Source organism: Ramlibacter sp. WS9, from assembly GCF_003797765.1.
In the GTDB taxonomy this organism is placed as follows: Bacteria; Pseudomonadota; Gammaproteobacteria; order Burkholderiales; family Burkholderiaceae_C; genus Ramlibacter.
The window spans coordinates 202,886-228,582 of sequence record NZ_RKMB01000002.1; the positions used below are offsets into that span (position 1 = coordinate 202,886).

At 65.0% G+C, this 25,697-nt stretch carries 30 protein-coding genes; 15 read left to right on the top strand and 15 right to left on the bottom strand.

The genetic code is table 11. The annotated features are described in order from the left end of the window. Window positions 1–44: 44 nt before the first annotated feature. From EEB15_RS03875 to EEB15_RS03895, 5 genes are read right to left on the bottom strand one after another with little or no spacing between them, the layout of a single operon-like run. Window positions 45–1,040, bottom strand: coding sequence for a D-2-hydroxyacid dehydrogenase family protein (locus tag EEB15_RS03875; protein ID WP_141508217.1), 996 nt, complete (start codon window positions 1,038–1,040; stop codon window positions 45–47). A gap of 22 nt (window positions 1,041–1,062) precedes the next feature. Next, entirely contained in the window at window positions 1,063–1,791 is a 729-nt protein-coding gene (locus EEB15_RS03880) for an RraA family protein (RefSeq protein ID WP_141508218.1), read from the bottom strand. A 29-nt stretch (window positions 1,792–1,820) separates the two neighbouring features. Then, a complete protein-coding gene (locus tag EEB15_RS03885) occupies window positions 1,821–2,867 on the bottom strand; it encodes an alpha/beta fold hydrolase (RefSeq protein ID WP_141508219.1) in 1,047 nt (348 codons plus the stop codon). 16 nt (window positions 2,868–2,883) lie between these two features. Beyond that, the gene (locus EEB15_RS03890; RefSeq protein WP_141508220.1) at window positions 2,884–3,858 is read right to left on the bottom strand and encodes a tripartite tricarboxylate transporter substrate binding protein; all 975 of its coding nucleotides are present in this window, start codon (window positions 3,856–3,858) and stop codon (window positions 2,884–2,886) included. A 25-nt stretch (window positions 3,859–3,883) separates the two neighbouring features. After that, on the bottom strand, window positions 3,884–4,885 hold the full coding sequence (locus tag EEB15_RS03895; RefSeq protein WP_158289982.1) for a cyclase family protein: 1,002 nt from the start codon (window positions 4,883–4,885) through the stop codon (window positions 3,884–3,886). Between the two features lie 120 nt (window positions 4,886–5,005). On the opposite strand from EEB15_RS03895, the gene EEB15_RS03900 reads away from it, so the two are divergent. Together EEB15_RS03900 and EEB15_RS03905 are read left to right on the top strand one after the other, a co-directional pair. After that, the gene (locus tag EEB15_RS03900; RefSeq protein ID WP_141508599.1) at window positions 5,006–5,914 is read left to right on the top strand and encodes a LysR family transcriptional regulator; all 909 of its coding nucleotides are present in this window, start codon (window positions 5,006–5,008) and stop codon (window positions 5,912–5,914) included. Between the two features lie 247 nt (window positions 5,915–6,161). Continuing rightward, on the top strand, window positions 6,162–6,617 hold the full coding sequence (locus tag EEB15_RS03905) for a cupin domain-containing protein (RefSeq protein ID WP_141508222.1): 456 nt from the start codon (window positions 6,162–6,164) through the stop codon (window positions 6,615–6,617). 67 nt (window positions 6,618–6,684) lie between these two features. Here EEB15_RS03905 and EEB15_RS03910 read toward each other — a convergent pair whose 3' ends face one another. From EEB15_RS03910 to EEB15_RS03945, 8 genes are read right to left on the bottom strand one after another with little or no spacing between them, the layout of a single operon-like run. Continuing rightward, window positions 6,685–8,226 (bottom strand): CoA-acylating methylmalonate-semialdehyde dehydrogenase, encoded by a 1,542-nt coding sequence (locus EEB15_RS03910; RefSeq protein WP_141508223.1) that lies wholly within the window; start codon window positions 8,224–8,226, stop codon window positions 6,685–6,687. 5 nt (window positions 8,227–8,231) lie between these two features. Then, window positions 8,232–8,405, bottom strand: a complete 174-nt coding sequence (locus EEB15_RS03915) for a DUF1508 domain-containing protein (RefSeq protein ID WP_141508224.1) — start codon at window positions 8,403–8,405, stop codon at window positions 8,232–8,234. A gap of 18 nt (window positions 8,406–8,423) precedes the next feature. Further along, window positions 8,424–9,083: a glutathione S-transferase family protein gene (locus EEB15_RS03920; RefSeq protein WP_158289983.1), complete on the bottom strand. Its 660-nt coding sequence runs from the start codon at window positions 9,081–9,083 to the stop codon at window positions 8,424–8,426. A gap of 4 nt (window positions 9,084–9,087) precedes the next feature. Beyond that, window positions 9,088–9,900, bottom strand: a complete 813-nt coding sequence (locus EEB15_RS03925) for an amidohydrolase (RefSeq protein WP_141508226.1) — start codon at window positions 9,898–9,900, stop codon at window positions 9,088–9,090. Window positions 9,901–9,903: 3 nt separating this feature from the next. Continuing rightward, window positions 9,904–10,881 carry a tripartite tricarboxylate transporter substrate binding protein gene (locus tag EEB15_RS03930; protein ID WP_141508227.1) on the bottom strand — a complete coding sequence of 326 codons (978 nt, stop codon included), beginning with the start codon at window positions 10,879–10,881 and terminating at the stop codon, window positions 9,904–9,906. After that, window positions 10,878–11,630: an RraA family protein gene (locus EEB15_RS03935; protein WP_141508228.1), complete on the bottom strand. Its 753-nt coding sequence runs from the start codon at window positions 11,628–11,630 to the stop codon at window positions 10,878–10,880. The genes EEB15_RS03930 and EEB15_RS03935 overlap by 4 nt, the downstream gene beginning before the upstream one ends. Before the next feature lie 17 nt (window positions 11,631–11,647). Next, window positions 11,648–12,694: a dipeptidase gene (locus tag EEB15_RS03940; RefSeq protein WP_255466283.1), complete on the bottom strand. Its 1,047-nt coding sequence runs from the start codon at window positions 12,692–12,694 to the stop codon at window positions 11,648–11,650. Between the two features lie 20 nt (window positions 12,695–12,714). Further along, window positions 12,715–13,551 (bottom strand): IclR family transcriptional regulator, encoded by an 837-nt coding sequence (locus tag EEB15_RS03945; RefSeq protein WP_141508230.1) that lies wholly within the window; start codon window positions 13,549–13,551, stop codon window positions 12,715–12,717. Between the two features lie 93 nt (window positions 13,552–13,644). Between EEB15_RS03945 and EEB15_RS03950 the strand changes: the two genes are divergently transcribed. From EEB15_RS03950 to EEB15_RS04000, 11 genes are all read left to right on the top strand, one after another. Continuing rightward, entirely contained in the window at window positions 13,645–15,108 is a 1,464-nt protein-coding gene (locus EEB15_RS03950) for an aldehyde dehydrogenase (protein WP_233259345.1), read from the top strand. Then, window positions 15,105–15,623, top strand: coding sequence for a thiamine pyrophosphate-binding protein (locus EEB15_RS03955; protein WP_141508231.1), 519 nt, complete (start codon window positions 15,105–15,107; stop codon window positions 15,621–15,623). Before EEB15_RS03950 ends, EEB15_RS03955 begins: the two co-directional genes overlap by 4 nt. 3 nt (window positions 15,624–15,626) lie before the next feature. Next, entirely contained in the window at window positions 15,627–16,226 is a 600-nt protein-coding gene (locus tag EEB15_RS03960; RefSeq protein ID WP_141508232.1) for a thiamine pyrophosphate-dependent enzyme, read from the top strand. Then, the gene (locus EEB15_RS03965; RefSeq protein ID WP_141508233.1) at window positions 16,223–17,014 is read left to right on the top strand and encodes an ABC transporter ATP-binding protein; all 792 of its coding nucleotides are present in this window, start codon (window positions 16,223–16,225) and stop codon (window positions 17,012–17,014) included. The genes EEB15_RS03960 and EEB15_RS03965 overlap by 4 nt, the downstream gene beginning before the upstream one ends. Continuing rightward, on the top strand, window positions 17,011–17,721 hold the full coding sequence (locus tag EEB15_RS03970) for an ABC transporter ATP-binding protein (protein WP_141508234.1): 711 nt from the start codon (window positions 17,011–17,013) through the stop codon (window positions 17,719–17,721). The genes EEB15_RS03965 and EEB15_RS03970 overlap by 4 nt, the downstream gene beginning before the upstream one ends. A gap of 1 nt (window position 17,722) precedes the next feature. Further along, window positions 17,723–18,604 (top strand): branched-chain amino acid ABC transporter permease, encoded by an 882-nt coding sequence (locus tag EEB15_RS03975; RefSeq protein WP_141508235.1) that lies wholly within the window; start codon window positions 17,723–17,725, stop codon window positions 18,602–18,604. Next, window positions 18,601–19,590, top strand: a complete 990-nt coding sequence (locus tag EEB15_RS03980; RefSeq protein WP_141508236.1) for a branched-chain amino acid ABC transporter permease — start codon at window positions 18,601–18,603, stop codon at window positions 19,588–19,590. Before EEB15_RS03975 ends, EEB15_RS03980 begins: the two co-directional genes overlap by 4 nt. Beyond that, window positions 19,587–20,819 carry an ABC transporter substrate-binding protein gene (locus EEB15_RS03985; RefSeq protein WP_141508237.1) on the top strand — a complete coding sequence of 411 codons (1,233 nt, stop codon included), beginning with the start codon at window positions 19,587–19,589 and terminating at the stop codon, window positions 20,817–20,819. The genes EEB15_RS03980 and EEB15_RS03985 overlap by 4 nt, the downstream gene beginning before the upstream one ends. An 8-nt stretch (window positions 20,820–20,827) precedes the next feature. Continuing rightward, window positions 20,828–21,970: an ABC transporter substrate-binding protein gene (locus tag EEB15_RS03990; RefSeq protein ID WP_141508238.1), complete on the top strand. Its 1,143-nt coding sequence runs from the start codon at window positions 20,828–20,830 to the stop codon at window positions 21,968–21,970. 117 nt (window positions 21,971–22,087) lie between these two features. Continuing rightward, the gene (locus EEB15_RS03995; RefSeq protein ID WP_141508239.1) at window positions 22,088–22,534 is read left to right on the top strand and encodes an SRPBCC family protein; all 447 of its coding nucleotides are present in this window, start codon (window positions 22,088–22,090) and stop codon (window positions 22,532–22,534) included. A 49-nt stretch (window positions 22,535–22,583) separates the two neighbouring features. After that, entirely contained in the window at window positions 22,584–23,351 is a 768-nt protein-coding gene (locus tag EEB15_RS04000; protein ID WP_141508240.1) for a transglutaminase family protein, read from the top strand. A gap of 47 nt (window positions 23,352–23,398) precedes the next feature. Here EEB15_RS04000 and EEB15_RS04005 read toward each other — a convergent pair whose 3' ends face one another. Beyond that, a complete protein-coding gene (locus EEB15_RS04005) occupies window positions 23,399–23,914 on the bottom strand; it encodes a DUF3237 domain-containing protein (RefSeq protein ID WP_141508602.1) in 516 nt (171 codons plus the stop codon). A gap of 11 nt (window positions 23,915–23,925) precedes the next feature. Next, the gene (locus EEB15_RS04010) at window positions 23,926–24,324 is read right to left on the bottom strand and encodes a nuclear transport factor 2 family protein (protein WP_141508241.1); all 399 of its coding nucleotides are present in this window, start codon (window positions 24,322–24,324) and stop codon (window positions 23,926–23,928) included. Window positions 24,325–24,538: 214 nt separating this feature from the next. Here EEB15_RS04010 and EEB15_RS04015 point away from each other — a divergent pair, with 214 nt between their 5' ends. Then, on the top strand, window positions 24,539–24,982 hold the full coding sequence (locus tag EEB15_RS04015) for a helix-turn-helix domain-containing protein (protein WP_233259346.1): 444 nt from the start codon (window positions 24,539–24,541) through the stop codon (window positions 24,980–24,982). Between the two features lie 40 nt (window positions 24,983–25,022). Beyond that, on the top strand, window positions 25,023–25,655 hold the full coding sequence (locus EEB15_RS04020; RefSeq protein ID WP_199236450.1) for a LysE family translocator: 633 nt from the start codon (window positions 25,023–25,025) through the stop codon (window positions 25,653–25,655). The last annotated feature ends 42 nt before the right edge of the window (window positions 25,656–25,697 follow it).

Here is a 25,697-nt window from a genome sequence, read left to right on the forward strand (position 1 = left end):
CCGCTCAGCTGGTTCAGATCGATCCGACCCTTGGTAACAACAACTTAGTGCGCCGCCACTTCGAACGACATCCCCTTGACCGCCTCCGGATTGTGGACGTTGATCGGCTTTCCGGCGTCGAAGGCAATGATGTTCTTGAACGCGTTGCCGTACGCGATCTCGTGGTTGTCCACCTCGACATAGCCGATGTGCGGCGTGCACAGGGCATTAGGCAAGGCAAGCAATGGATCCTTGCCGTCGAACACGGGCTCGTTCTCGAAAACATCGACGGCGGCCATTCCCGGCCTGCCAGCTTTCAGTGCCGTGGCCAGCACGCCGGGTGAAATCAGCTCGGCGCGGCTGGTGTTGACAAGCAGCGCGGTCGGCTTCATGCAGGCGAGGTCGTGCGCGGTCACACTTCCGCGCGTTTCCTCGTTGAGCCGCACATGCAGCGAGAGCACATCGGACTGGGCAAAAAACTCCTCGCGGCTCGCCGGGATGTCATGTCCGTCCTTGCGCGCCTGCCCGCTGCCGTTCTCACGCTCCCACACCAGCACGCTCATTTCGAAGGCCTTGGCGTATTGGGCGATGACCTTGCCGATTCGCCCGTAGCCGAGGATGCCCAGCGTGCGGCCGCGCAGGCCTCTGCCGATCGTGGACTGCCAGCGCCCCTGTTTCAAGGCTTCGGCTTCAAACGGTATGTGGCGCATCGCCGAGAGAATGAGTCCCCAGGTCAGTTCCGCCGCGGCATACGAGGGACGGGAAGTCAGCGCCGAGCAAACAACGACACCGTGGTTCGTGCAGGCATCAAGGTCGATGTGTGGCACATGGCCGTTCTGGGTGATGAGCTTCAGGTTGGGCAGGCGCTCGAGAAGCGCCTCGCCGACCGGCGTGCGCTCGCGCAGCAGGACCAGTGCCTCCGCGTCCCGAACCCGCTTGGCCAGGAGATCGACATCGGAGACGTAGTCGTTCAAGATGGTGACTTCGTGACCGTCGAGGGCGCTGAAACAGTCGAGGTGGCGGACGATGTCCGCGTAGTCGTCAAGGATGGCGATTTTCATGGTGATCTCGGGTGTCGGTCGGTCAGGCGTTGGCGGGCAGGTCGGCAACCGCCCAGCCTTCGTCGATAAGCTTGCACTTGCGGGCTTCAGCCGCGGCCTTTTTCTCGGCCAGCACCAGCACTTCCCCGGCCCGGGTGCGGGGGAGGAAACAGACGCCGGTGTCATCTGCCAGCACGATGTCGCCGGGCGAAACGCGGATGCCGCCGATCTCCACGTCGCCATTGATCTCGACGGTTTCGATGCGCCACTTGCCGGTTACCGGTGAAATCTCGGTGGCCCAGACGGGATAGCCCACGGCCCTGGAATGGGAAACATCGCGAATGGCGCCGCTGATGACCGCGCCCGCTTCTCCCTGGCGCTTGCCGGTTTGCGCCGAGATTCCGCCCATGTTGGAGATGCCGCTGACACCGTCGATCACGAGCACATCGCCCGGCAACGCGAGGTTGTGCGCCTCGAACTCGGCCATCTTGTTGACATGGGCCCGAGCGGTCTCATAGGCATGCTCCCGCTGCATCACGTTGCGCACCGTCAACGCAGGTCCCACCATACACGCGCCGGCGATGGTGGGAACGAACCGCGAAGCCGGCAGAACACCGACGATGCCCAGTTCGTCCATGATGTCGGAGACGATGCTGCTGGCGTCGCCGCCGAGGGACTTGAAGCCGTCGATCAAGGCTTGAGCCGGGCGCGGCACCTGCATCAGGCGAATGCGCTCACGGGCGATTTTTCCGGTCAGTTTCTTTTCGGTCATGGTTTGGCTGCTTTGCACTGTGTCTTTCGTCACTTCTCGATGCCCTGCTTGACCAGCCAGTCACGCACCAGGCGGGCGACCTGGTCGCTGTTGCGATCCATCATCACCATGTGGCTGTTGCCGCGAATCCCCATCGCGGGCAGGTCGATGGTGTCCGTGGTGCCGCCAACTTTCTTGATGGCATTCGTGTAGGTCTCCGCGGTGTTGCGGTAGCGCGTCCAAAGCGCGCTGTCGCTCAGGTAGTCGCCCCACACTGTCAGGTGCGGTATGTGCTTGACTCGGGCGGGATCGACCTTCGCCGGGTCAAGGGCCGAGGCCGGCTCGATCAGCACGACGGCCTTCACCTTGTCGGGCGCGCGCTGGGCCGCGGTGTAGACGAACTGGCCGGCTTGGCTGTGCCCGACGATGACGCAAGGGCAGACCCGCTGCACCAGCGCGTCGTAGGCGCTCTGGATCTGCGCATCGGTATTCGTCCAGCGCGCGACAAACTGCTTGGTGAACTGGTCGATCGAAGCCACCGGGAACTGCATCCCCGGATAAGATTTTTGCTTGCTGACATCGGCCGCGTAACCATCGGCGGGACCGAAGCGAAAGATGCCCCACGATTGATCGATGGTGCGGTGCTCGGGCTCGGAGGGGTTGAGTTCCGGATAGCGCGCCCACGAGGAGCGGCCTCGTTCCACAGCGTCGGAAACCAGCGTGTCATAGCCCGCGCGCATGAAATACTCATGCCATCCGGCCCGGCCATCGGGCGTCGTCTCCCAGGTGACCCCGGTCAAACCGCCGCCATGCCACAGCAGCATCGGCACCTTCGCCTTGGGCGATGCCAGAGTGAACTGCTGGACGTACAGCTGGCCAACCTGGTAGTCCCCGTTGGGATCGGACTTGCGGATCGGTGCCTGGGGATTGGTGCGCACTTCCTTGATCGGCAAACCCGACAAGGTCTTTCGTTCGCCGCCGACGTGATAGCCGCGCACGCTCTTGAGCGGGATCGCGCTATCGGTCGGTTGCGCCATGCCGGCACAACCCGCGAGCAAGGCGCCCGATGCGGCCAGCATCCATATTCTGGGATTCATGGGGTTTCCTCCGAACTTAGTCGACCTGCGCGCCGGACTTTTGGACCAGCGCGGCCCAGCGCGGAATTTCCTTCTGCATGAACTTCGTCAGCTCCTCCGGGGTGCTCCCCACGACTTCGATCCCGGTCGCCGCCATCTTCTCGCGCACCTCAGGCGACTTCACCATCGCCACGATTTCCTTGTTGAGCCGGTCGACGACCGCCTTCGGCGTGCCCTTGGGCGCGTACACGGCCTGCCACGCCGCCATCTCGAAGCCCTTGACGCCCGCCTCGTCCATGGTTGGCGCATCGGGCACTGCCGCGATGCGCTTGGCCGTCGTCACGGCCAGCAACCTGAGCTTGCCCGCCTTCACCAGCGGCATGCCCGCCGTCAGCTGGTCGAACAGGAACGCCACCTGGCCGGCCGCGACATCCTGCAGGGCCTGCGGTTGTCCCTTGTAGGGCACGTGGGTCAGCGGCACCCCGATCAGGTCAGCGAAGAGTTCACCGGCCAGGTGCGTGGACGAGCCGGCGCCGGGCGATGCGAAGGTGCGCGCGGCAGCGTCCTTCTTGAGTAGCGCGATCAGCTCCTGCACCGTGCGCACAGGCAGTTGCGCGTTGACGTACAGCGCATTGGGAATGAAGCCCACCAGCGAGATGGGCTCGAAGTCCTTGACGGGGTCGTACCCCAGGTTCTTGTAGAGGCCCGCATTGATCGCATGCGTGCTGATCGTGCCGCCCAGAAGCGTGTAGCCGTCCGGATTCGCCTTCGCCACCAGGCGAGCAGCGATGGCGCCGGCCGCACCCGGCTTGTTATCCACGATTACCGGCTGGCCGAGCGCGGTCGCCAGTCCGTGACTGATGGTGCGGCCCACCACATCGGTCGTTCCGCCCGGCGTGAACGGCACGACGTAGGTGATCGGCTTGGCGGGCCAGGCCTGCGCCATGGCAGCGAGCGGCGCACACGCGAGAATGGCCGTGGCGACGAGGGCGAGTAACTTGGGTTGTTTCATTGAATGGCCCCGTTCGGTATGCAGGCTACTTTTCGCAGATGGCGATGACCCGGGCTGGGCTACCACTGCCAATGACCAGGGGGAGCGCGCCTGCGATGAGGGTGCAGCTGTCGGCCTTGGCCGAAGCGATCGAGGCCAGGTTGGTGGCGTTCTCGATGAACTTCCAGCCCCGCTGCAAGCCGCGCACATGCGATGCATAGATATGCCCCGTAAAGCTTGCGTCATGGCCGGCCTGGCCCTCGCCAGAGTCGATGCCAATATTGTCGATGGCGATTCCGTTGATGCGGATTCCCTTCTGTTTTTCCAGGGCGATCAGTGCCTCGATAGCCGACCCGCTCACGCCAGGAAAATTCCAGCCATTGATGTAGGGCGATGTCGCAAGATCACCCCCTTTGTAGAAGCGCGACCAGCCGGTGTTCACGACGATCCAGCTGCCGTTCTGGAGCTTGTCGGCCACAGCCGCGATGTCCTGGGCCGTGACGTTGTTGGGCGAGGCCTCCGAGAAGTCCATCACGGTTTTCTGCGGGCTGGGCGTGCCGCCGTTCTTGTCCAGTTGGGCCTGCACGCGTTGGCCGATGTCGACCAGGACAATGGGGCCGGTCAGGTCTGCAAGGGTCAACTGATTTTGAAACCTGCGAGGCAAAGTGGCATCGGCCTCGACCGTTCCGGGAACATTGACGTAGTGAGCCGGCGCATCGATGTGTGTGCCAAAGTGCTCCGCGATCGTCATGTAGGACCGATAGAAATGCCCGTCATCAAAGTGATTTTCGCTGGGCTGCAATGCAACCTGCCTGAAGAAGCTGGGCACCGGCTGGCTGTGTGCATGGGGCTGGGTCAGGTCTGGCTTGGCGGGGTCGCTGGCCAGAGGCGCGAAAGTCGGGATCTCGTGGGTCAGGTCAAGGTAGAGCGGCTTGGCCTTGGCGTCACTTTGCAAGATCGGCGAACCCTCGGCCGATCCACATGCAGTGAGCACCGCACCGCTGATCGCGGCGAGCCCTATCGCGCCAATGGCGATCAACTTTTTCAATCTCATCGAAATCTCCTTTTGTGTTTGGCTCGCCTCCTGCACGAAGCGGCTGCGCGTATTAAAGGAGCACTGGGTTCATAATTCAAACGAATCTTTTCAATAAACAAATTCTTGAAATTCATGAATCTGACGGTTCGCCAGTTGCGCGCTTTCACATTGGTTGTCGAGAAAGGCAGCTTCACAGCCGCCGGACACGCGATGCACCTGACGCAATCGGCGGTCAGCATTCTGGTGAGGGACCTGGAAGAAGAACTGGGCTCACGCCTGATCGATCGCACCACTCGAAGCATCGCCGTTACCACGGTAGGGCAAGAGTTCTTTGCCAGCGCACAACGCATACTGATCGACCTTGAGCATGCGATCGGCAACGTGGACAAGCTGATCACGAAGCAGCGCGGCCGCGTGGTCGTGGCCGCGCCGCTGGTTCTGTCGAGCACCTTGTTGCCGTCCATCCTGGCGACGTTCGGGCGCCTGCACCCTGGCGTCGATGTGCTGGTACTGGACTCACTGACGGACCAGGTGCTGCCGAATGTGCGTTCCGGCGCGGCAGACCTGGGCATCGGTACTTTCCGCAAGACAGAGGCGGATCTCTCCAGCACTCTGCTCTTTCGCGAACCGCTGGTAGCCATCTTCCTCAAACACCATGCGTTCAGCCGCGCAAGCCGCCTGACCTGGAAGGATCTGCGTGGCAACCCCATCCTGGCCCTGCGCAGCGGCAGTGTCTTCAGGGAACTGACCCAAGCCGGTTTGGCTGCTGCCGAGTTGCCGCTGGAGCCCGCCTTCGAAGCCACGTACAGCGGCACGCTGATCGGGTGGGTGAAGGCCGGGCTGGGTGTGGCGATCGTCCCAGCGCATGCCACGGCACTGGTGGACCAGAGGCGGTTCGGCTGGAAACGCCTGGAGAAGCCCGCGATCGAACGAGAGGTCCTGATGGTGCACCGGGCCGGAGTTTCACTGTCACCTGCGGCGCAGGCATTCGCCGAGCACTTGCTCGAGCATGGCCCAAGCAGCGCTGTCTCCGCCCCCTGATAGTCCAATTGGCGGAACCGGACCCTGCGATTCTGCCGCTCCGTCCGGTCATGCGCCAATGAGCCAACCCCCTCAAGAGGTCCGCATCATGGAACGTGTTGAAAAAAACTTGGCGCGCACAAGTTACTGACTAGCATGTCGAAACCGAGGCGGAAGCCGCAGCGGTAGCACCGCAGACCAGCAATGCACCACTCCGCTTGGCGCGAAGGTTCTTGCGGCTCGTATGAACAATTTCAGGAGACAACTCATGGACGCCATCAAGCGGCCCGCCTTCTTCATCGAACCCGCCACCTACCCGCGCCCGCTCGAGGTGGTCGGCCTGCAAGTCAAGGTCCTCGCCTCGGGCAAGAACACGGGTGGATACGAAATCTTCCTGCAGGACGGCGTGGAAGGCAGTGGCGCACCGCCGCACCATCATCCGTGGGACGAGTCTTTCTATGTGGTGCGCGGTGACGTGAAATTCGGCTTCGGCGATGAGGAGCATGTCGCCCGAGCCGGTACGCTTGTGCACTTGCCGGCAGGCACGGTTCACTGGTTCCGTGTCGGCACGGACGGTGCCCAGATGATCTCCATCACCGGCCGCGAAGCCGCCTCGGCGATGTTCGAACACATCGATCGCGAGATTTCGCCCACCTCGCCTGATTTCAAGCGACTCGCGGCCATCTCGGCCGAGCATCAGTCGCTGATCCGCGCGCCGGGCTGAGCCGGCACTATCCCTTTGGCGTCAATGCTGCCGCAGATGGCAGCATGATGCCAATTCGGCGGTGCGATCAAACTGCCGTAGGCATACTGAACTCGGCGCCCGTGCGCTTGCCCACCGGCCAGCGCTGCATGACGGATTTTTGCTTGGTGTAGAACCGCACGCCCTCCTCGCCGTAGATGTGCATGTCGCCGAACAGGCTCTTCTTCCATCCGCCGAAACCGTGCCAGGCCATCGGCACGGGCAACGGGACGTTGATGCCGACCATGCCCACCTCGATGTTGCGTGCGAACTCGCGGGCCGTGCTGCCATCACGGGTGAAGCAGCACACGCCGTTTCCGTATTCATGCGCGTTGATCAGTTCCACGGCTTCCTCGAGCGTCGCAACGCGAAGGCAACTGAGCACGGGACCGAAGATCTCATCCTTGTAGACGCTCATCCCGGGGGTCACCTGGTCGAACAGCGTGCCACCTAGCCAGAACCCGTTGTCGCAACCGCCGCCTGCACTCGCCTGCCTGAACTCGCGTCCGTCCACCAGCAGCTTCGCACCTTCGCTCTGCCCTTGCGCAATGTACCCGGCGATCCGCTCCCGCGCGGCTGTGCTGATGATCGGCCCCATCTCCGCTTCGGGGTCCGTTCCGTTCCTGACTTTCAGGGCGCGAGTCTTCTGCGTGAGGATCGGGAGGATGCGTTCGGCTGCGTCGCCGACCAACACGGCGACGGAGAGGGCCATGCATCGCTCGCCCGCGGAACCGAACGCCGCACCGATCAATGCGTCCGCTGCCTGGTCCATGTCCGCGTCGGGCATCACGACCATGTGGTTCTTCGCACCACCCAGGGCTTGCACCCGCTTCCCGTGTCTGGCGCCCTCCATGTAGATCTTGTGCGCCACGGGCGTCGACCCCACAAACGACAGCGCCTTGACGTCCGGGTGTTCCAGGAGTGCGTCCACTGCGTCCTTGTCCCCCTGCACCACATTGAACACACCATCGGGAAGGCCCGCTTCCTTGAAGAGCCGCGCCAGCATGATCGAGGGCGTGGGATCCAGCGGGCTGGGCTTGAGGATGAACGTATTGCCCGCCGCGATCGCGACCGGGAACATCCACATCGGCACCATCACCGGGAAGTTGAAGGGGGTGACACCGGCCACCACGCCCAGCGGTTGACGCAGAGTCCAGTTGTCGATGCCGGTGGACACCTGGTCGGTGTAGTCACCTTTGAGAAGCTGCGGAATGCCGCACGCGAACTCCACGATCTCGATGCCGCGCGTGACTTCGCCTTGGGCATCGGATGCCACTTTGCCGTGCTCGCGGGTGATCGCCGCGGCCAGTTCGTCCCGATGCCGGTTCAGCAGCTCCAGGAACTTGAACAGCACCCGCGCGCGGCGGATGGGCGGGGTCTGGGACCACTTGGGGAATGCCCTGGCGGCGGATGCGACCGCGCGGTCAACATCCGCTCGGGTAGCGAGCGCAACATGGCCGATGTTCGTTCCCGTCGCGGGATTGAAGATGGGGGAGGTCCTGGCGCCGGCGACCTGTGGGTCCTGCCCGTCGATCCAGTGACCGACGTAAGCGATGGCTTCGGCGCCGGCGGTTCGACTGATAGTGCTCATGTCGCTCATCGTTGATTGACCTCTGCATCCTTCGAGTTCTTGACCAGCTCGATGGCGGCCAGGCAGTCGGCTTGGTTGTAGTACTTCTCAACACTCTCTGCGACTTTGCGACGGTCTTCGCCGTACAGCGTCCAGCGCCAGAGGTTCGAGCTTTCCTCGCGGTAGTAGATGAATTTCATGAAGTGTTTCTCCTGGAATCAGCGCGGGGTCTCGCCCTGCATGGTTATTTGCATCGAAGGACGCTGGGCAAAGCTGTCGTACCACTTCGCCAGGCGTGGCGCCGGATTGCGCCAGTCGTCCTCGGGAAAACGAAAATCGGAAGTGGCGCAAGCGCAAGCGACCGCGATCTGGCCCAGGTCGGGCTCATCGCGGAAGTCGCCGCATATCTTGTCGAGGTACTCGTAGCAGCGGTCCTGGCGGTCCATCATCTTGCGCACGAAGCTGCCGGAGAATTCCTGCGGACTGGGCGATCCCTCGCGTTTGCGCAGCATCTCCGCGCGCCGCAGCACCTGGGCCTCCATCAAGCCATGCGTGGCGATGGAAACGACGGACAGAATCTCCCAGCGCTCCCTCCCGCTCTGAGGGCACAACCGGAAGTTGCCGAGTTCGTCGTTCAGGTACTCGCAGATGGTGGACGAGTCCGCCAGGCGCAGTCCATCGTCGGTCAGCAGCGCCGGAATCCTGGCGATGGGCGACGCGTCAAGAAAGTCTTCCCGGTATGGTGTGGTCTCGGTCCCCCAGTTGTGCGGCCAGCTGGTGGGGATCAGTTCGAAGCGGTCTTCCAGACCGAGTTCGATGAGCGTGACGCGGCACTTGCGCGTGAAGTGGGAGGCAGGGGTGATGAAAAGCTTGTTCATGGGATTAGTGGCCAAAGTACAGCCGCAGTGCTGTTTCAGAGATTTGCCGCCGCTGCAGAGGGTCGGGGACGGCATCGAAGAAGGACTTGACCGCTTCGCCGTAGGCGTAGCCCTCATGCGCGGCGACGAAGGGCCAGTCGCTGCCCCACAGCACGCGCTCGGTACCGAGTGCGGCGAGCAAAGCGCTGCCAACTTGCGGGCCGGCCTCGCCGAGGCGGTGCCACGCGGCCATCTTGACCCAGGTGCGTCCGTTGTCCACGGCGCGCACAGCCGCCTGGTAACCGGGGCACTGGGTACCGAGCTTGGGGTCCGGGAAGCCGAAGTGGTCGACGACCACCTTCGCAGGGCAGTCCGCGAGCGCCTCCAACACCGGCGCAAGGCGCTCACCGCCCAACAGAATCTGGACGTGCATGTCGAGGTCCGCCAGGCGCGCCAGGAACAGGCGGTACTCGGCGGAACGCACATCCGGGAGATCGGGCCGCATGAACCACACCCAACGCACTCCCACCACCCCGTCGTCGCGCATGCGGCGCAAGAGGTAGGGATCGATGGTCGGCGGAACAATGACCGTGCCGCGCAGCCGTGGCGACCCCCGCAGGGACTGGAGGGTGTACTCGTTGTACTCCCCGAACATGCTGGCGGCGGCGATCACGCCGAACGGAATGTGATGCGTATCCAGCGTCGCAAGAAAAGCCTCCACCGGCGCCGGCTTCTCCACTTTTCGCCACGCATCCTTGGCGAGCGGCATGGACGTGGTGTAGATGTGGGCGTGCGTGTCCACCAGCGGCAACTCCGCCGTGTCTGCGATATCTAACATGCGCTAGCCTTCTTCGAGTTTGATGTTGGCGCCCTTGACGATCTTCCTGTAGAGGCCGACCTGCTGCTTCCAAAAGCTGGCGAACTCCGCTGGCGTCATCGGGTGGCCTTCGGCACCGAACTCCTGCAGCTTGGTGGCCAGCTGGGGCGACACGGTCGCCTTGCGGATCTCGCCGGCCAATTTGTCGACGATGGGCGCCGGGGTGTTGGGAGGCGCGAAGATTCCGGTCCAGAACGGCAGCTCGTAGCCAGGAAGGACTTCGGCCATCGTCGGCACATGGGGCAGCGCGTTTGATCGCTTCTTCGAGGTGACGGCGAGCGGACGCACGCGGCCGAGCTTGATATGCCCGGACTGCGGGGGCACGCCATCGAAAAGCATGTGCACCTGCCCGGAGATGAGGTCAGGCATCACCGACCCGGTGCCCTTGTACGGGATGTGCAGGATGTGGACCTTGGCCATCAGCTTGAACCACTCCGCGGCGAGGTGCGTGCCGGTGCCGACGCCCGCCGACCCATAGCTGTACTTGGCCGGATTCGCGCGCAGCAGGGCGATGAACTCCTTGATGTCCTTGGCCGGCACATCGGGATTGACGACCATCACGAGCGGAAACTCCGCCGCCATGGAAATCGGTGTGAGCGCATTGACCGGATCGAACGGGAGCTTCGTGAGGGAGGCGGCATTCACTGCCGCCGTCGTTGCCTGGAAGATCAATGTGTAGCCGTCCGGAGCCGCCCTGGCCAGGGCGCCAGAGGCGATGGTTCCGCCCGCGCCGCCCACGTTGTCCACAATGAACTGCTGACCCATCTGCTCGGACAGGCGCTGCGCAAACATGCGGGCGAGCAAGTCGATGCCGCCGCCGGCTGTCGATGGCACCAACACGCGGACCGGCTTGTTCGGATAGGGCTCCTGCGCGCGCAGTGGCAGTGCGGCCGCACAGCCGGCGGCGAGGATGGCCCGGTTGATCTGGCGTCGCTTCATCATTGCTGTTGCGGGTTGAATTTATACACGTGCGTGCGCTGGGCCAGCTCCGGCACCGGCACACCCGACCGAATATCCGCGTAACGCACGGCTTCGCCGGCTGCGATCTCGTGCGCCCTTTTGAGCACTGCCTCCACTGCGTCACGCGGGACGAAACACACGGCGCCCTCGTCCGCCACCACCAGGTCGCCAGGGCGCACCTGAACGCCCAGAATGGTCACCGTCCCGTTCACGGCCACCGTCTCCAGGCGCCACTTGCCGGTAATGGAGCTGGCACCGCGCGACCAGACGGGGAACTTGAGGTTGCGCGAGTGCTGAACATCCCGAACACCGCCGTCGATGATGGCGCCGATTTCGCCCTGGCGTTGCGCGATGGTGACCGAAAGCCCGCCCATGTTGGAGATACCCACGACGCCTTCAATGACAAGGACATCGCCAGGCTCGGCCAGGTTGTGGGCTTCGATCTCCGCCATCTTCGAGACCCGCTCCTTCGCTCCGCGGTAGGCGTTGTCGCGCTGCTCCACATTGCGCAGCGTGAGCGCCGGCCCGACGATCCTGGCCGAGGGAAGGTTGGGCGGCAGGTTGCAGCCGGGGACCACGGTGTCGATCCCCAATTCGTCCAGTGCGTCGGAGACCGTGCCGGTCAGATCCTCCAACTGGTGGAAACTGTCGATGATGCGCTGGTCGTAGCGCGGGATGTCGAGCTGCAGGACCGCTTCGCGCGGGATTTTTCCTAGAGGTTGTTTGGACATGGTGTCTCCTTGCCTTCTCACGAGAGAACGGCTTTGAAAAGCCGCATGAAATTGTCCTGGGCGATGCCCTCGACCTGGGCGCGGGTGAAGCCCTGCGCGAGAAGGGACTCGAGCAGCACTTGCTGCTGCTGAAGGTTGTCCACCGGGTAGCGCCAGGGCCAGGTGCCATACACCTCGGGCTTGCGCATGAACTCCTGGTACCGTTCCGCAGGCTGGTCGGTGATGAAGTCCGAGCCGATGCCTACGTGCTCCGCACCGATGCGCGTCACGCAGTGCGCGATGTGGGCGATGACGTCATTGGCGGTGGGCGCATCGCCGCCGGGCATGCGAACCACGGGTGGCAGGTAGGTGATGCCGATCACCCCGCCATTGACCTTGAGCGCGTCCAGCAGCGCGTCGGACTTGTTGCGCATGTTGGGGCAGACCGTGAAGGCGTTGGCGTGCGTCACGGCGACGGGCTGCCTGGACAGCTTCGTAGCCTCGATCCCGGAGCGGTCGCCCACATGGGACAGATCGATCACGATGCCCAGCTCGTTCAGGGCCACCACCAGCTCTCGCCCCAATGACGAGAGACCGGCGTCGGCGGGTTCCGCGCATCCGTCACCGTAGAGGTTGCGGATGTTGTGCGCGATCTGGATCACGCGCACGCCGGCGTCATGGAACAGGCGCAGCAGGTTCAGATCGCGCTCGACGCCGGGCACGTTCTGGTAGCCCATCACGACGGCGAGTTTCTTTTCGGCCCTGGCTCGCTCGAAGTCGTCGAACGATTCGACGATCCTCACCAGGCCGTCCAGCGTGCGCAGGTGCGCGCGGTAGTTGGCCAGCTGGTTGAGCGAGTGACGCAGGTCAGGGACGGGGTTGATGCCCTGGAAGTTGTTGAGCGTGATGTGAATGGCGGCTACACCATTCGCAAGGCAGCTCTCCACATACGGGGCCGTCAGGCGCGACCCATTAAGAAGATCGAAGATTTTGAACATGAGTGCGGTTGGGTAGTTCGAGTCGCGATCCACTACGTGGACCTTTTCGACAACCGGATCATCTTCTCGATCAATACTCCCCGGCAAACTGTCGCCGGAATGGTCCGCTATTTGGACCTGCTGCTTCCTTTCGCCTTGGCCGATGCCCCGCGGAACTGGCGGACGCTGCCCGTTCCCGTGCCGCTCTCGGCCGCCGCGATGCGTTGCTGGATGTGGCTGGCGTGCATCCGCAGGATCTTGATGATCTCGGGGATGCGCGCGTTGCGCATGCGGTCGCTGATGGCGGCGGTGCCGATGGCGGCGATCGGGCGGTCCAGCGTGTTTCTGATGACCACTGCAACGCCGCGCACCCCCTTCAGCATCAGGCCGTCGCTCAGCGCATACCCCGTCGTCCTGGCCCGCTCCACTGTTTCCCGTATCTGCCGGATCGTCAGGCCGGGGAAGCGGCCGAGGCCTCCTTGAATCGAGTCGAGCACACTCGCGCATTCCTCGGGCGGCAATGCGGCCAGCAACGCCACACCCGTCGCGCCTATCCCCAAAGGACGCCGCGTGCCCACCTCCACGGTGAAGGCCTTCACCGGGTAGTCACCCGTCTGGCGATCGATGCATACGGACTCCAGCCCACTGCGAATCGCAAGGAAACTGGTGTCGCCCGTCTTGGCGGCCACGGCCAACATCTCTTCGGCGGCAAGCTCCTTGAGGTCGTAGACAGTCCGGCTTGCCGACCACCCCAGCACAGCGAGCTCCTGACCCAACCGATAGCGGCGGGTCTCGTCCATCTGCTCCACCACGCCCTCTCTCTTCAGCGTGTCCAGGATGCGGTGGACGGTGGGCTTCGTCAGGCCCGAGGCCTGCTGCAACTCGACCAGGCGCCGCCCATCCGCGCCGGCCGAAGCAAGGATGCGGATCAGGCCGATGGCTCGTTCGAGGGTTTGTGTTGTCATGAATAGTCCAATATACGGAACAAAAGTCAGAGCATTTGATAGCTAACCACCGTTTGACGGAAAGTACCCGCCATGAATGGTCCGAATGTTGGAATGATGCCTGAGAAAATCGAAGTCGCGCGATACCCCATGCAGATCGGAGGAAGCGCGCATGACCCCTGCGGTGGTGAGTGGCTCGCCTCACTGAATCCGGCCACCGAAAAAGCCTGGGCGATGATCCCCCGCGGGAACGCGGACGATGCGGGCGTGGCTGCTGCTGCCGCGCACGGGGCGCTGCGCGGACGGTGGGCGAAACTGACGCCCACCGAACGCGGCGCCCTGATGTTCGCCCTGGCGGACCTGCTGGAGCGGGACGCGGAACTGCTTGCGAGACTGGACGCGCGCGACAACGGCAAGCCCATCTCCGAATTGCGCAAGCAGTACGCGTACCTCCCACAGCACTGGCGCTACTTCGCGGGATTGGCAGACAAACTCCAGGGCGAGGTCATCCCAGTCGACCGCGTGGGCGTGTTCAACTTCACGCGGCACGAGCCGGTGGGCGTGGTGCTCGCGATCACGCCCTGGAACTCCCCGCTGGTCATCGCCTCGTGGAAGATCGCACCCGCTCTCGCCGCAGGCTGCACAACGATCGTCAAGCCGTCGGAGCACGCGTCGGTGTCCACACTGCACTTCGCCGGGCTCGTGACCGAAGCCGGGTTCCCGGCAGGCGTGGTGAATGTGGTGACCGGCTACGGGCACGAGGTCGGCGAGGCCCTGGTCGCGGACAAGAGAGTTGCGAAGGTCACCTTCACCGGCGGGGAAGCCGGCGGACGCGCCGTCTCGATGCTCGCTGCGAAGCACCTCAAGCCCACGGTGATGGAGCTTGGCGGCAAATCGCCGGTCATCGTCTTCGACGATGCGGACCTCGATCGGGCGGTCCCGACAGTGGCCGCCGGCATCTTTTCGTCCAGCGGACAGTCCTGCGTGGCGGGCTCGCGTCTGCTGCTGCAAGCTGGCATTTACGATGAGTTCGTGCGGCGCCTTGTAGAGCGAGCCCGTGCCATCGTTGTCGGCGACCCACTCGCCGCCGAGACAACGATGGGGCCGATCACAACCCGCGCCCAGTTCGACACGATCCAATCGCACTTGCTCGATGCGCACGAGCAAGGTGCCACCCGGGCATTCAAGGGCGAACTCCCTCCGGGCTGCCCTTCAAATGGATTGTTCGTTCCGCCCACGATCTTCACCGGCGTGACCGCCTCTATGCGGGTCTGGCGGGAAGAAGTCTTCGGCCCCGTGCTTGCCGTGATGCGCTTCAAGACCGAGGCCGAAGCAGTGGCAATCGCCAACGATTCCCCCTTCGGCCTGGCGGCCGGCGTGTGGACGCGCGACCTGGACCGCGCGTTGCGCCTCCACGAAGAACTCGAGGCGGGAACGGTCTGGATCAACAGCTATCGCGGCGTCAGCAGCATGACGCCCCTGGGCGGCTTCAAGAAGTCGGGATTCGGCCGCGAGAACGGCCAGGAGGCCGTCCGCGAGTTCCTGCAGACCAAGAGCGTGTGGGTGGAATACCAATGAGCGACGCACACACCCCACTCAGTGGCGCCGCCATCCTTGACGCCCTCAAGAGCGCGGAGATCGAGTACGTCATCTCCGTTCCCGACCTGACCACCTCCGACGGCGTGCTGCGCCCCCTCGCCACGGACCCACAGCTCAAGCTGCTGCGGGTGTGCCGGGAGGAAGAGGCCATTGGCATTTGCGCTGGGCTCCTGGCCGGCGGAAAGCGCGCGGCGATTCTGATCCAGTACACGGGCTTCCTGGCGTCCATGAACGCGATCCGCGCGATCGCGATGGAGTATCGACAACCCATCTGCATGCTGGTGGGCCTGTTGTTCGCGGACGCGCCGGAGGATCCGAGGCAATCCGCCAACTACGGCGTCAATCGGATGATCCCGTTGATCGAGGCGATGGGCATGCCGTACCGGCTGGCGCGAAACACCGATGAAGCCGCCGCCATCGCGCCCGCCATCACCCGCGCCTTCGACCTGAGCGAACCGCTCACCGTCCTCATCACCCGCTATCCCGGTGCCTGACTCATGAAACGTGACGCCTGCTTCCAACTGCTCGCCAGTCTTTTGCCCGACGACATCGTGGTCTCCACCTACTCGTCCGCCTTCGAGTGGCTCGCCATACGGCCCCATCCTCTGAACTACGTGGCCGTGGGCGCGATGGGCTTGGCCTCGTCGCATGCGCTCGGCCTGGCGCTGGCCATGCCGCAGCGGCGCATCGTGGTGCTCGATGGGGACGGCAGTCTGCTGATGAACCTCGGAACGCTGGTCACGATCGCGGCGGCGGCGCCGAAGAACCTCATCCACTTCGTCTCGCGCAATGGAAGCTACGAGGCCAACGGCGGCCACCCCATCCCCGCGCAAGGCGTCCTCGATTTCGCCGGGATCGCGCGCAGTGCCGGATACCGTCATACCGAATCGTTATCGGAACTGTCCGCTTTCGCGGCGAAGGTGCCGGCGCTGTTGAGCGCTTCTGGCCCGACGTTCGTCGAGCTTCACCTGGAGCCGGGAGACACAACGCCTGCGCCGGACTACGAGCACATCCACGGGGTGCGCGCAAGACGTGAGTTTTCCGAGGCGCTCGCGAGAGGAGAAGGCTTTCGGGCAACGATGGAGAGCCATCAATGACGCCGCCCCTGCTGGAGATCGACCGGGTGAGCGCGCGCTTCGGCGGCGTGCGCGCCCTGGACGCGGTCAGCCTGTCACTTTCCGAAGGCGAGATCTGCGGGCTGATCGGGCCCAACGGCGCGGGCAAGACCACGCTGTTCAACGGGATCACGCGCATGTACGACACATTTGGCGGCAGCATCCGCTTCGCCGGCCGCGCCATCGATCGCATCCATCCGCGCCATGTCGTCGCCGCGGGCATCGCCCGCACCTTCCAGAACGTGGGGCTGTACGGCGGAATGACCGTGCTGGAGAACGTGATGCTCGGTGGACACCATGCAGCGGGGCAGTCGATGCTCGGCAGCCTGCTGCGGCCCGCGGCGGCGCGGCAGGCCGAGCGCGACCTCGTGGCGCGGTGCCGTTCCATCCTGGACGAGCTCGATCTCGATGCGCTGCGCAACGAACCGGCCGGCGCCATACCGTATCCGACGCAGAAGCGCGTGGAGATCGCGCGCGCGCTTGCCTCTCGGCCGCGCCTGCTGCTGCTGGACGAGCCGGCCGGCGGCCTCACGCACAGCGAAGTGGCGCAGTTCGGCGAGCTGGTGCGGCGCATCCGCGATGCGCATCGGCTCACCGTGCTGCTGGTGGAGCACCACATGGGCCTGGTGATGGGCCTGTGCAGCCGGCTGGTGGTGATGCACCTGGGGCGCAATCTCGCGCAGGGCACGCCCGCCGAAGTACGCGCGAATCCCGAGGTGGTGGCTGCCTACCTGGGGCGCCCATCGAACGCCGCCGGAGCGCAGACATGACATTGCTGCAAGTGAGCGGCCTGCGCTCTGGGTACGGCGCGGTCGAGGTGTTGCACGACCTCGCCTTCCACGTGCATCCGGGCGAGATCGTGGCCCTGCTCGGGGCCAATGGCGCCGGCAAAACCACCACCTTGCGCGCGATCGCCGGCCTGCTGCCCGCGCGCGGCCGAATCGCCCTCGATGGCGCGGACGTGACAGCCGCATCGCCGGCTCAGCGCGTGCGACTCGGGCTGGCGCTGGTGCCGCAGGGCCGCGGCACTTTCGGCGAATTCAGCGTGGAAGAGAACCTCGCGCTGGGCGCCTACACGGTGGCCTTGCGCCGCCAGATTGCGCAGGACATCGAGCGCTGGTTCGACGTGTTTCCGCGCCTGCGCGAGCGGCGCCGCCAGCCGGCCGGCATGCTCAGCGGCGGCGAACAGCAGATGCTGGCGATCGCGCGCGCACTCATGTCACGGCCACGCCTGTTGCTGTGCGACGAGCCCTCGCTGGGACTGGCGCCGGCCGTCACGCAGGAGATGTTCGCGACGCTGCGGCGCATCAACCAGGAGCAGGGCACGGCGCTGCTGATCGTGGAACAGAACGCCGATCTCACGCTGCGCCTGGCGAACCGGGCCTATGTGATGGAAACGGGCGCCCTCACGATGCAGGGCGCGGCCGGAGACCTGCTCGCCTCTCCCGACATCCAGCGTTCCTACCTCGGAGCTTGACGTGCAACTTCTACTTCAGCAAATCGTCGACGGGCTCGCGGCCGGCGCCATCTACGCGGCGCTCGCGCTGGCGCTGGTGCTGATCTACGGCGCCACCCGCATCATCAACTTCGGCCAGGGCGAGATGGCGACTTTCTGCGCCTACCTCGCCTGGCAGCTCGCCGAATGGGGCATGCCGTTGCCACTGGCCCTGGCGCTGGGCGGCGTGGCCGCGTTCGCGCTGGGCGTGTTCGTGTTCCAGGCCGTGGTGCGGCCGGTGTCGCGCGCGCCGGTGGAAACGGTGGTCGTGGTCACCCTCGGCCTCTTCCTGTTCTTCCAGGCGCTGTGCCTGTGGCTGTGGGGCTCCGACCCGCAGGTCTTTCCGCCGGTGTTTCCCTCCGGCGGTTGGACGCTTGGCGGCGTGCGGCTCACGACCGGCACGCTCGGTGTGCTCGTGGTGCTGCTCGCGCTGGCACTCACACTCGCGGCCTTGCTGCGCTTCACGCGCGTCGGGCTCGCGCTGCGCGCCGCCGCGGTGGATCGCGAGAAGAGCCTCATCGTCGGCATCCGCGTCGACGTGATGCTGATGCTCGGCTGGGGCCTGGCCTCGCTCGCCGGCTTCGCCGCGGCGGTGCTGGTGGCGCCGCGCCTCTTCCTCAGCCCCACGATGATGGCGCCGGTGCTGGTGTACGCGCTGGCCGCCGCCACGCTCGGCGGCTGGGGCAGCGCGGTGGGTGCCATCGTGGGCGGGCTCGCGATCGGTGTGGCCGAAAGCGTGGGCGCGACCTACCTGCCCTTCATCGGCGCCGAGCTGCGCCTGGCCATTCCGCTCGCGGCCATGCTCGCCGTGCTGCTGTTGCGGCCCCAAGGCCTGTTCGGCCGGAAGCTGGCGGTGCGCGTATGAAGGCGATCTCTCCCCGGCTCGCGTTGCTGCTGCTGGCCGCGCTCGCGCCGGCCGTGCTGCCCAAGTTCTTGCTGCTGCAACTGAGCATGGCCCTGTGCTTCGCGCTGGCGATCCTCGGGCTCAACCTGTTGCTCGGCTTCGCGGGCCAAGTCTGTTTGGCCCAGGGCGCCCTGTTCGCCGTCGGCGCCTACACCACCGCCATCCTTTCGGCCAAGGCCGGCTGGCATCCGCTCGCGACCTTGCTTCCGGCCGCGTGCGCCGCCGCGCTGGCCGGTCTCGCCATCGGCCTGCCCGCGCTGCGCCTGGGCGGGCTGCAACTGGCCATCGTCACGTTCGGCGTGGCGGTGCTCGTTCCGCAATTGATCCTGAAATTCGACCGGCTGACGCAGGGCGTCACCGGCATCAGCTTCGACGCGCCGGCGCCGCCGTCCTGGCTTCCATTGGCGTCGGATGTGTGGCTGTACGCGATCTGTGTCGGCGTGGTCGCGCTGTGCATGGGCCTGGCCATGCGGGTGCTGCGCGGCGACACCGGCCGCAGCCTTCGCGCCATGCGCGACAACGAACTGGTCGCGCGCTCCATGGGCGTGGACCTGGTGCGGCTGCGTCTGGGTGCCTTCGCGCTCAGCTCCGCCTTTGCCGGCCTGGGCGGCGGGCTCTACGCGATCCTCAACGGCTACGTCAGCCCGCAATCGTTCCTCGCCGCCAAGTCGATCGAGATCCTGATCGGCGCCATTGTCGGCGGCATCACGAGCTTGCCCGGCGCACTGCTCGGCGCGCTGTTCGTGGTGTTCGTCCCCGAATGGACGTCAGACCTCAGCCCCGCCCTGGGCGGCTTGATCTACGGCGCCTGCCTCGTCGGGATGATGCTCGTCGCGCGCGATGGCCTTGCAGGCTTGGCCGTGCGTGCGTTCGCCCGCTGGCGCAAGACTTTCTTTCCCATCCGGCCCGCTGCGGCCACCACCCTTCCCCAGGAGACAACCCCATGACTCGCCATTCCTTCTGCGCCCTGCGCGGCGCGCTCGCCACCCTGGCCGTGGCCGCAGCCTCGGTGGCCCACGCAGCCGACCCCGGCATCACCGACAGCGTGATCCGCATCGGCATATCCGCCCCGCTCACCGGTCCGGTCGCCGCGGTGGGCGCGGTGTCGGAGGGCATCAAGGTCCGCGTCGCCGCGGCCAATGCCGCCGGCGGCGTGAAGATGGGCGATGGCAAGACCCGCACCATCGAACTCACGGTGCAGGACGACGGCATCGATCCGCAGCGCACGCTGACCAACGTGCGCAAGATGGTGGAACAAGGCGAGGTGTTCGCGCTGCTAGGCATCTCCGGCACGCCGAACAACCAGGCGATCGGCAAGTACGTCGAGCAGAAAAAAGTGCCCAACCTCTTCATGTACTCCGGCGTACAGGAACTGCAGGAAGGACCGAACTGGATGATCGGCCTCGTGCCGTCTTTCACCACCGAGGCGGCAGCCTTTGCCGAGCACCTGAAGGCGAGCAAGCCCGACGCGAAGGTGGCGGTGCTGTTCCTGAACACCGAAACCGGCTTGACCTTCAAGTCGGCGCTCGCCGGTGCGCTCAAGGGATCACGCGTGAAAGTTCTCGCCGAGCAGGCCGTGACACCGGTGGATCCCACCATCGATACCCAGATGAGTAACCTCAAGGCATCGGGCGCCGACACGCTCGTGATCATCGCGCCTCCGCGGCAGGGCGCGCAGGCAGTGAAGTTCGCGGCGGAGAGCGGCTGGAAGCCCGTCACGCTGCTCTCGTACATCGCGTCGTCGGTGGCGGCGCTCCGACCGGCGGGGCTGGACAATGCCATGGGCCTGATCACCAGCCAGTTCATCAAGCCGGTGGACTCCCCCGCGTTTGCCGAGGACACGGCCGTCAAGCGCTACCTGGCCGACCATGCGGCCGCCAAGCCGCGCTTCGACAAGACGGATTCGCAGGGCCAGGTAGGCTACGTCACCGGCGAGGCGTTGATCCGCGTGCTGGAGCAGATGAAGCAGCCCACGCGCCAGGCCATGATGGACGTAGCGCGCCAGATGAACAAGGTGGAAGTCGGCCTGCTGCTGCCGGGGATCACGCTCACCACACAGGGCTCGGCCGACCCGTACCCGATCGAAAGCCTGCAACTCGTGCGCTTCGATGGCGCGCAGTACGCGCCGCTGGGCAAGCCCATGTCGTTCGAGGGCAAGACGCCCCGCCACAACTGAGACGCGGCATGGCACTCGACCGCCGGAGGCTGATCGCTGCGCTCGCGTCCTGCGGCGCGCCGGCCCTGTTCGCACAGAACGCCGTGCCCGGCGTCACCGACCGTGAGATCCTGGTGGGCCGAATCACCCCGGCCGACTCGCCGTTCGCGGACATGGCGCGCCAGCGGCGGCTGGGCGCCGATGCCTGCATTGCCCGCATCAACGCGAGTGGCGGCATCCACGGCCGGCGCATCCGGCTGCTGGATCGCGACGACGGCTATCGCGCGGACAAGGCGGCCGCGGCGGCCGACGAGCTGCTGCAGCAACAACGCGTGTTTGCGCTGCTGGGGGCTTTCGGCACACCCACGCTGCCCGCCATCATGGATCGCGCGGGCGCAGCCGGTGCGCCCTTGGTGGGCGCGAACTCGCTGACCCACGACGCGCGCCAGCCGTTCAAGCGGCACGTGTTTCCGGTGCGCGCGGCTTCGCTGGCCGAAGCCGCGCATGTCGTGCGGCACCAAAGGACGCTGGCGATCGACCGCTTCGCCGTGCTGACCAGCACCGAGGCCTACGGCCCGCCAGGGGCTGCGGCGTATCTGGCGGCCCTGCAGACAGCTGGGGTCAGGCCAGTGGCGCACATTGCCTTTTCCGCCAAGGACGATCCCGCGGCGGTGGCGCGTGCGCTGCACGCGAGCGCGCCGCAATCATTGCTCGTCGCCGCGCTGCCCAAGCCGTTCGCTGTTGTGCTCGCCCATTACCGCAAGCTCGGTGGCGCGGCGCAGGGCATCGCGTTCTCGGCGATGCGCATCGAAGATGTCACCTCGGCACTGGGTCCGGCAGCGGCCGGCCTGGGCCTGTCGCAGCCGGTGCCTTCGCCCACGCGGCTGGGTGTCCCGCTGGTGCAGGACTATCGCGCTGCGCTCGCGGCCGCCGGCACCGCCGAGCCCGCGTCCTACCACGGCCTCGAGGGCTACCTCGAGGCGCGCGTCCTGGCCGAGGGGCTGCGGCGCGCGGGCCGCACGCTCTCGAGGGAGGGCTTGATCGACGCACTGGAATCGCTGAGGCACCACGATTTCGGTGGCGTCACGGTGAACTACGGGGCGACGGACCGCACCGGTTCCACCTACATCGACATCGTGCTGGTGGGCCGGCGCGGCGAACTGGTGTATTGAGCGTTCGCTGGCCTGGCCTTGGGGGTTTCCCCTCATCGCCCGGGTTGTCGATTTCGCACAGGCTCGTTCGTCGTGTGGATAGAGGATGATCCTCTGCACTTCAAGGAGAACCCAGCCATGGCCACCAGCACCGTCCGCCTGCACCGCGTCCTGCGCACGCCGCCCGAGCGGCTCTACCGCGCCTTCATCGATCCCAGCGCCTTCGAGCGCTGGCTCCCGCCGTTCGGCTTCACCGGCAAGGTCCACAGCATGGAGCCTGTCGTCGGCGGTACGTGGCGCATGTCGTTCACCGCGTTCGGCTCCGGCCACAGCCACTCGTTCGGCGGCAAGTACCTGGAGCTGGTCCCCGGCAAGCTCATTTCTTACGACGCGGCCTTCGACGACCCCAACCTGCCGGGCACGATGAAGACCACCGTGACGTTGACCGCGGTTTCGTGCGGCACCGACATGTCCGTGGTGCAAGAAGGCATCCCCGACGTGATCCCGGTCGAGATGTGTTACCTCGGCTGGCAAGAGTCGCTCATCGCACTCGCGCAGCTGGTCGAGCCCAACATTCCGGGTTGAGCGCGGCGGTGGCGGTTACCATGGAGACCAATTCCTCGGCATTGGCTCCATGGTCCTCCTCGCCTCCCAATTTGACGCACCCCGCCCGCAACCGGCAGAGCACGTCAGTGACCGGCCGCAGGACTGGCTGGGCAACACGCCATTGCTGGATCTGGACGACCCGAAGCTGCGCCTGAAGGCCCGCTCTCTGATCCAGTTGTGCCGCAACGACCGCGACAAGGCCCTGGCCATCTACCGGTTCGTCAAGAACCTGCCGTACACCAAGCGGATCAAGCTGCACTACCCCACGGCGCGCGACGTGCTGCACGATCGCGGTGGCGACGGGGACGACAAGGTGACGCTGCTGATCGCGCTCATGCGGTCGGCCGGCATCCCGGCGCGGGTGCGCTACATGGAGATGCGCGGCGAGATGCTGCGCGGCCTGACGCCCGGCACCACGCCCGCGGCACGCCCGTTGGCGGAGATCTGGCTCGGCCGCTGGGTGCGCACCGACACGTTCATCTTCGACGCCGCATACGTGGCGGCGGCCCGCGAGCGCCTGAAGGCGAACGGCTGGGAATGCGGCTGGGGCTTCCACATGGATGCCCAGCAACTGTGGAACGGAAAGGACGACGCCTTCCTCGGCGGCCTGCCGATCGAACAGGACCCGATGCTCACACGCGTCCTGTGCGTGGTGAGCGATCCGCTCGAGCTGGTATCGGCCGCGTTGCGCCGCAACGGGCTGCGTTACCGCAGGTCGCTGCGGGCTCTGCAATGGAACATCCTGGCGCCGACCATGATCCGGGCCATCCGGGAGCTGCGGGCCGGGCGCTTCTGAACCTTGGCTGCGGCATGACTCGAACATCGCGCCCTGCACAGGTCATGTCACAAAATGCAGTACATCCGATGATCGATGCGGCCGGGGCCATATTCGCCATAGCCGACGGTGACAATTCCGCAAAGCCACGCGTATCGCTCGTCCGACGTCTCGAACCTGGGTGTTGGACGCACGTAGCTTTCATCGAAGGACAACCTCTCGCCCTTGGCCAGACGCTGTCGACCATCCGGCGGATACCTGAGAATGCCGTGCGACGCGTAGTGAATGAGAACACCGTCATGGGTGCGCATGGTTGCTCGAACATCCATGCGGCTGATTCCGTCGGTGCCGAGGGAGACCCAGTCTCCCCCGCCCGGCAGCATTTCGCCCCGGAAGCGGGGACCTTCGAAGCGACCACCTTTCACGACGAAGGTCAAACGGGTGCCCAGAGGGGTAGAGATCACCTGGCCGAGCTCCAGATCGATGCTGAGATCGCACAGGTGCTCGACCGGCAATGCGTTGATAAACGCTCGATCGAACAAGGGTGTCGCTCGATCGGCGGTAGGGGTATTTGCGTTCGCCATGTTCTTGTCCGTCACTTCGCTTCGAACGCTGCCTTGACTTGAGCAAAGTCGAAGAAGGTGTCTTTCCTGGTGACAAGTCCGTCGTCATCCACCTCCACGACGTCGACCGCATGGAACTTTCTGCGCTCTTTTCCGGGGGGCTGGAACGTCAGGTCCCAATCGAGGGTCCAGTGCCTGTCGCCCAGAAGGAGGCGGCGTGTCTCGAAGCCGAAATTGGGATAGCGCTCGAATACCTCGGCGAACTCCTTCAGCAAGGCAGCCTTTCCCTTCACCTGTCCGTTACGGCCATGCGCCTGGAAGGTCGAGTCAGGCGTGTGTAGCGCGACAATTGCCTCGGGTTTGTGAGAGAGCCATGCCGCGGCGTATCGGTCGGCGATTGCGGCAAGATTCAATTCGGTAGCCTCAGACATATTTAGCCTTTCTGAATCGATAGTCTCTGTTCGCGGTGCATCGGCTGATTCCGCGGTTCGCGACTGGTCGATAGGCCCTCTCGCGAACACGGCCACTATACCTATGATTATCATAGCCACATGAATTGTGAGGACACCAATGGCTAGAAATGCGTCGCTCTCGCCGTCGGCGGCACAGGACACCCTCTGCCCGGTCGCGTTGGCTCAGAAGATCGTGGGCGACCGCTGGACAGTGCTGGTTTTGCGCGAGCTGTTTCTCGGAAGCCATCGCTTCGAGGAGATTCAGGTGCAGACGCAAGCAACACCACAGATGCTGGCGGGTCGGCTGAAGAAACTGGAATCGGACGGAATGATCGAACGCCGGCCGTACAACACGAAGCCGTTGCGGTACGAGTACTACCTCACCGAGATGGGCATCGGGTTTTACCCCGTGTTTTTGGCATTTCGCGCGTGGGGCGAGACTTGGTGCAAGACGAGCAAGCAGAAGGTCGCCATCCGCTACACGCACCTTCCGTGCGGAAAAGACCCGGGGTTGGGCCCGACGTGCCAGGAATGCGGGAAGGAGATGCGCAGAGAAGAGCTTTCCGCTGCGCTGAGCAAGCCGTTCATTGCGGAGCGACAGGAGCGCAGGGAGGCGTTCAAGCGCGGCCAAGTTTGATCGTTTGCCGCAGCCCGCAGTTCCTGGAAACATCATCGCAATGCCAACACTTGAGACCTTCATCCTGTTCGCGATTGCCGACCTGGCATTGAAGATCACGCCGGGGCCGGACATGGCGCTGACGCTCAGCCGGGGGGTAACCCAAGGTTTCCGCGCGGCGTGGGTCAGCGCTCTCGGAACCAGCTCCGCAGGGTTTGTGCACGTACCCCTGGTCGTCCTCGGGCTCGCGACACTGTTTTCGCGATCTCCCCTGCTGTTCTCGGCCGTCAAGACAGCGGGCGCGCTGTATCTGGTCTATCTTGGGGTCCGCGCCCTGTTTCGCAGCCGCCGAGGCCGGTTCCCGGATGAATGCGCTTCGGTTGCGAGTGATCGGGAGATCTTCTTGCAGGGTTTCGTCACCAATCTGCTCAACCCCAAGGTACTGTTGTTCATGGTGGTTTTCCTGCCTCAGTTCGCTGATCCCGCCCTTGGGCCGCTTTGGATTCAGATAGGGGTGCTCGCGATCTATCAGAAGGCCTCAGGGCTGGTTATTGGCGCTTTCTTCGGCTACGCAGCCTCCCGCATTCGGAACTGGGTTGTCGACAACCCTTGGTTTGTCCGAGCACAGGAAGGGATTCTTGGTGCGACGATGATCGGCATTGGAGGCTGGATCGTGTTAAGCCGCGATCGATAGAACTCATGCCAGCACCCGGCCGGGACGGCATGAGGGTTCAAC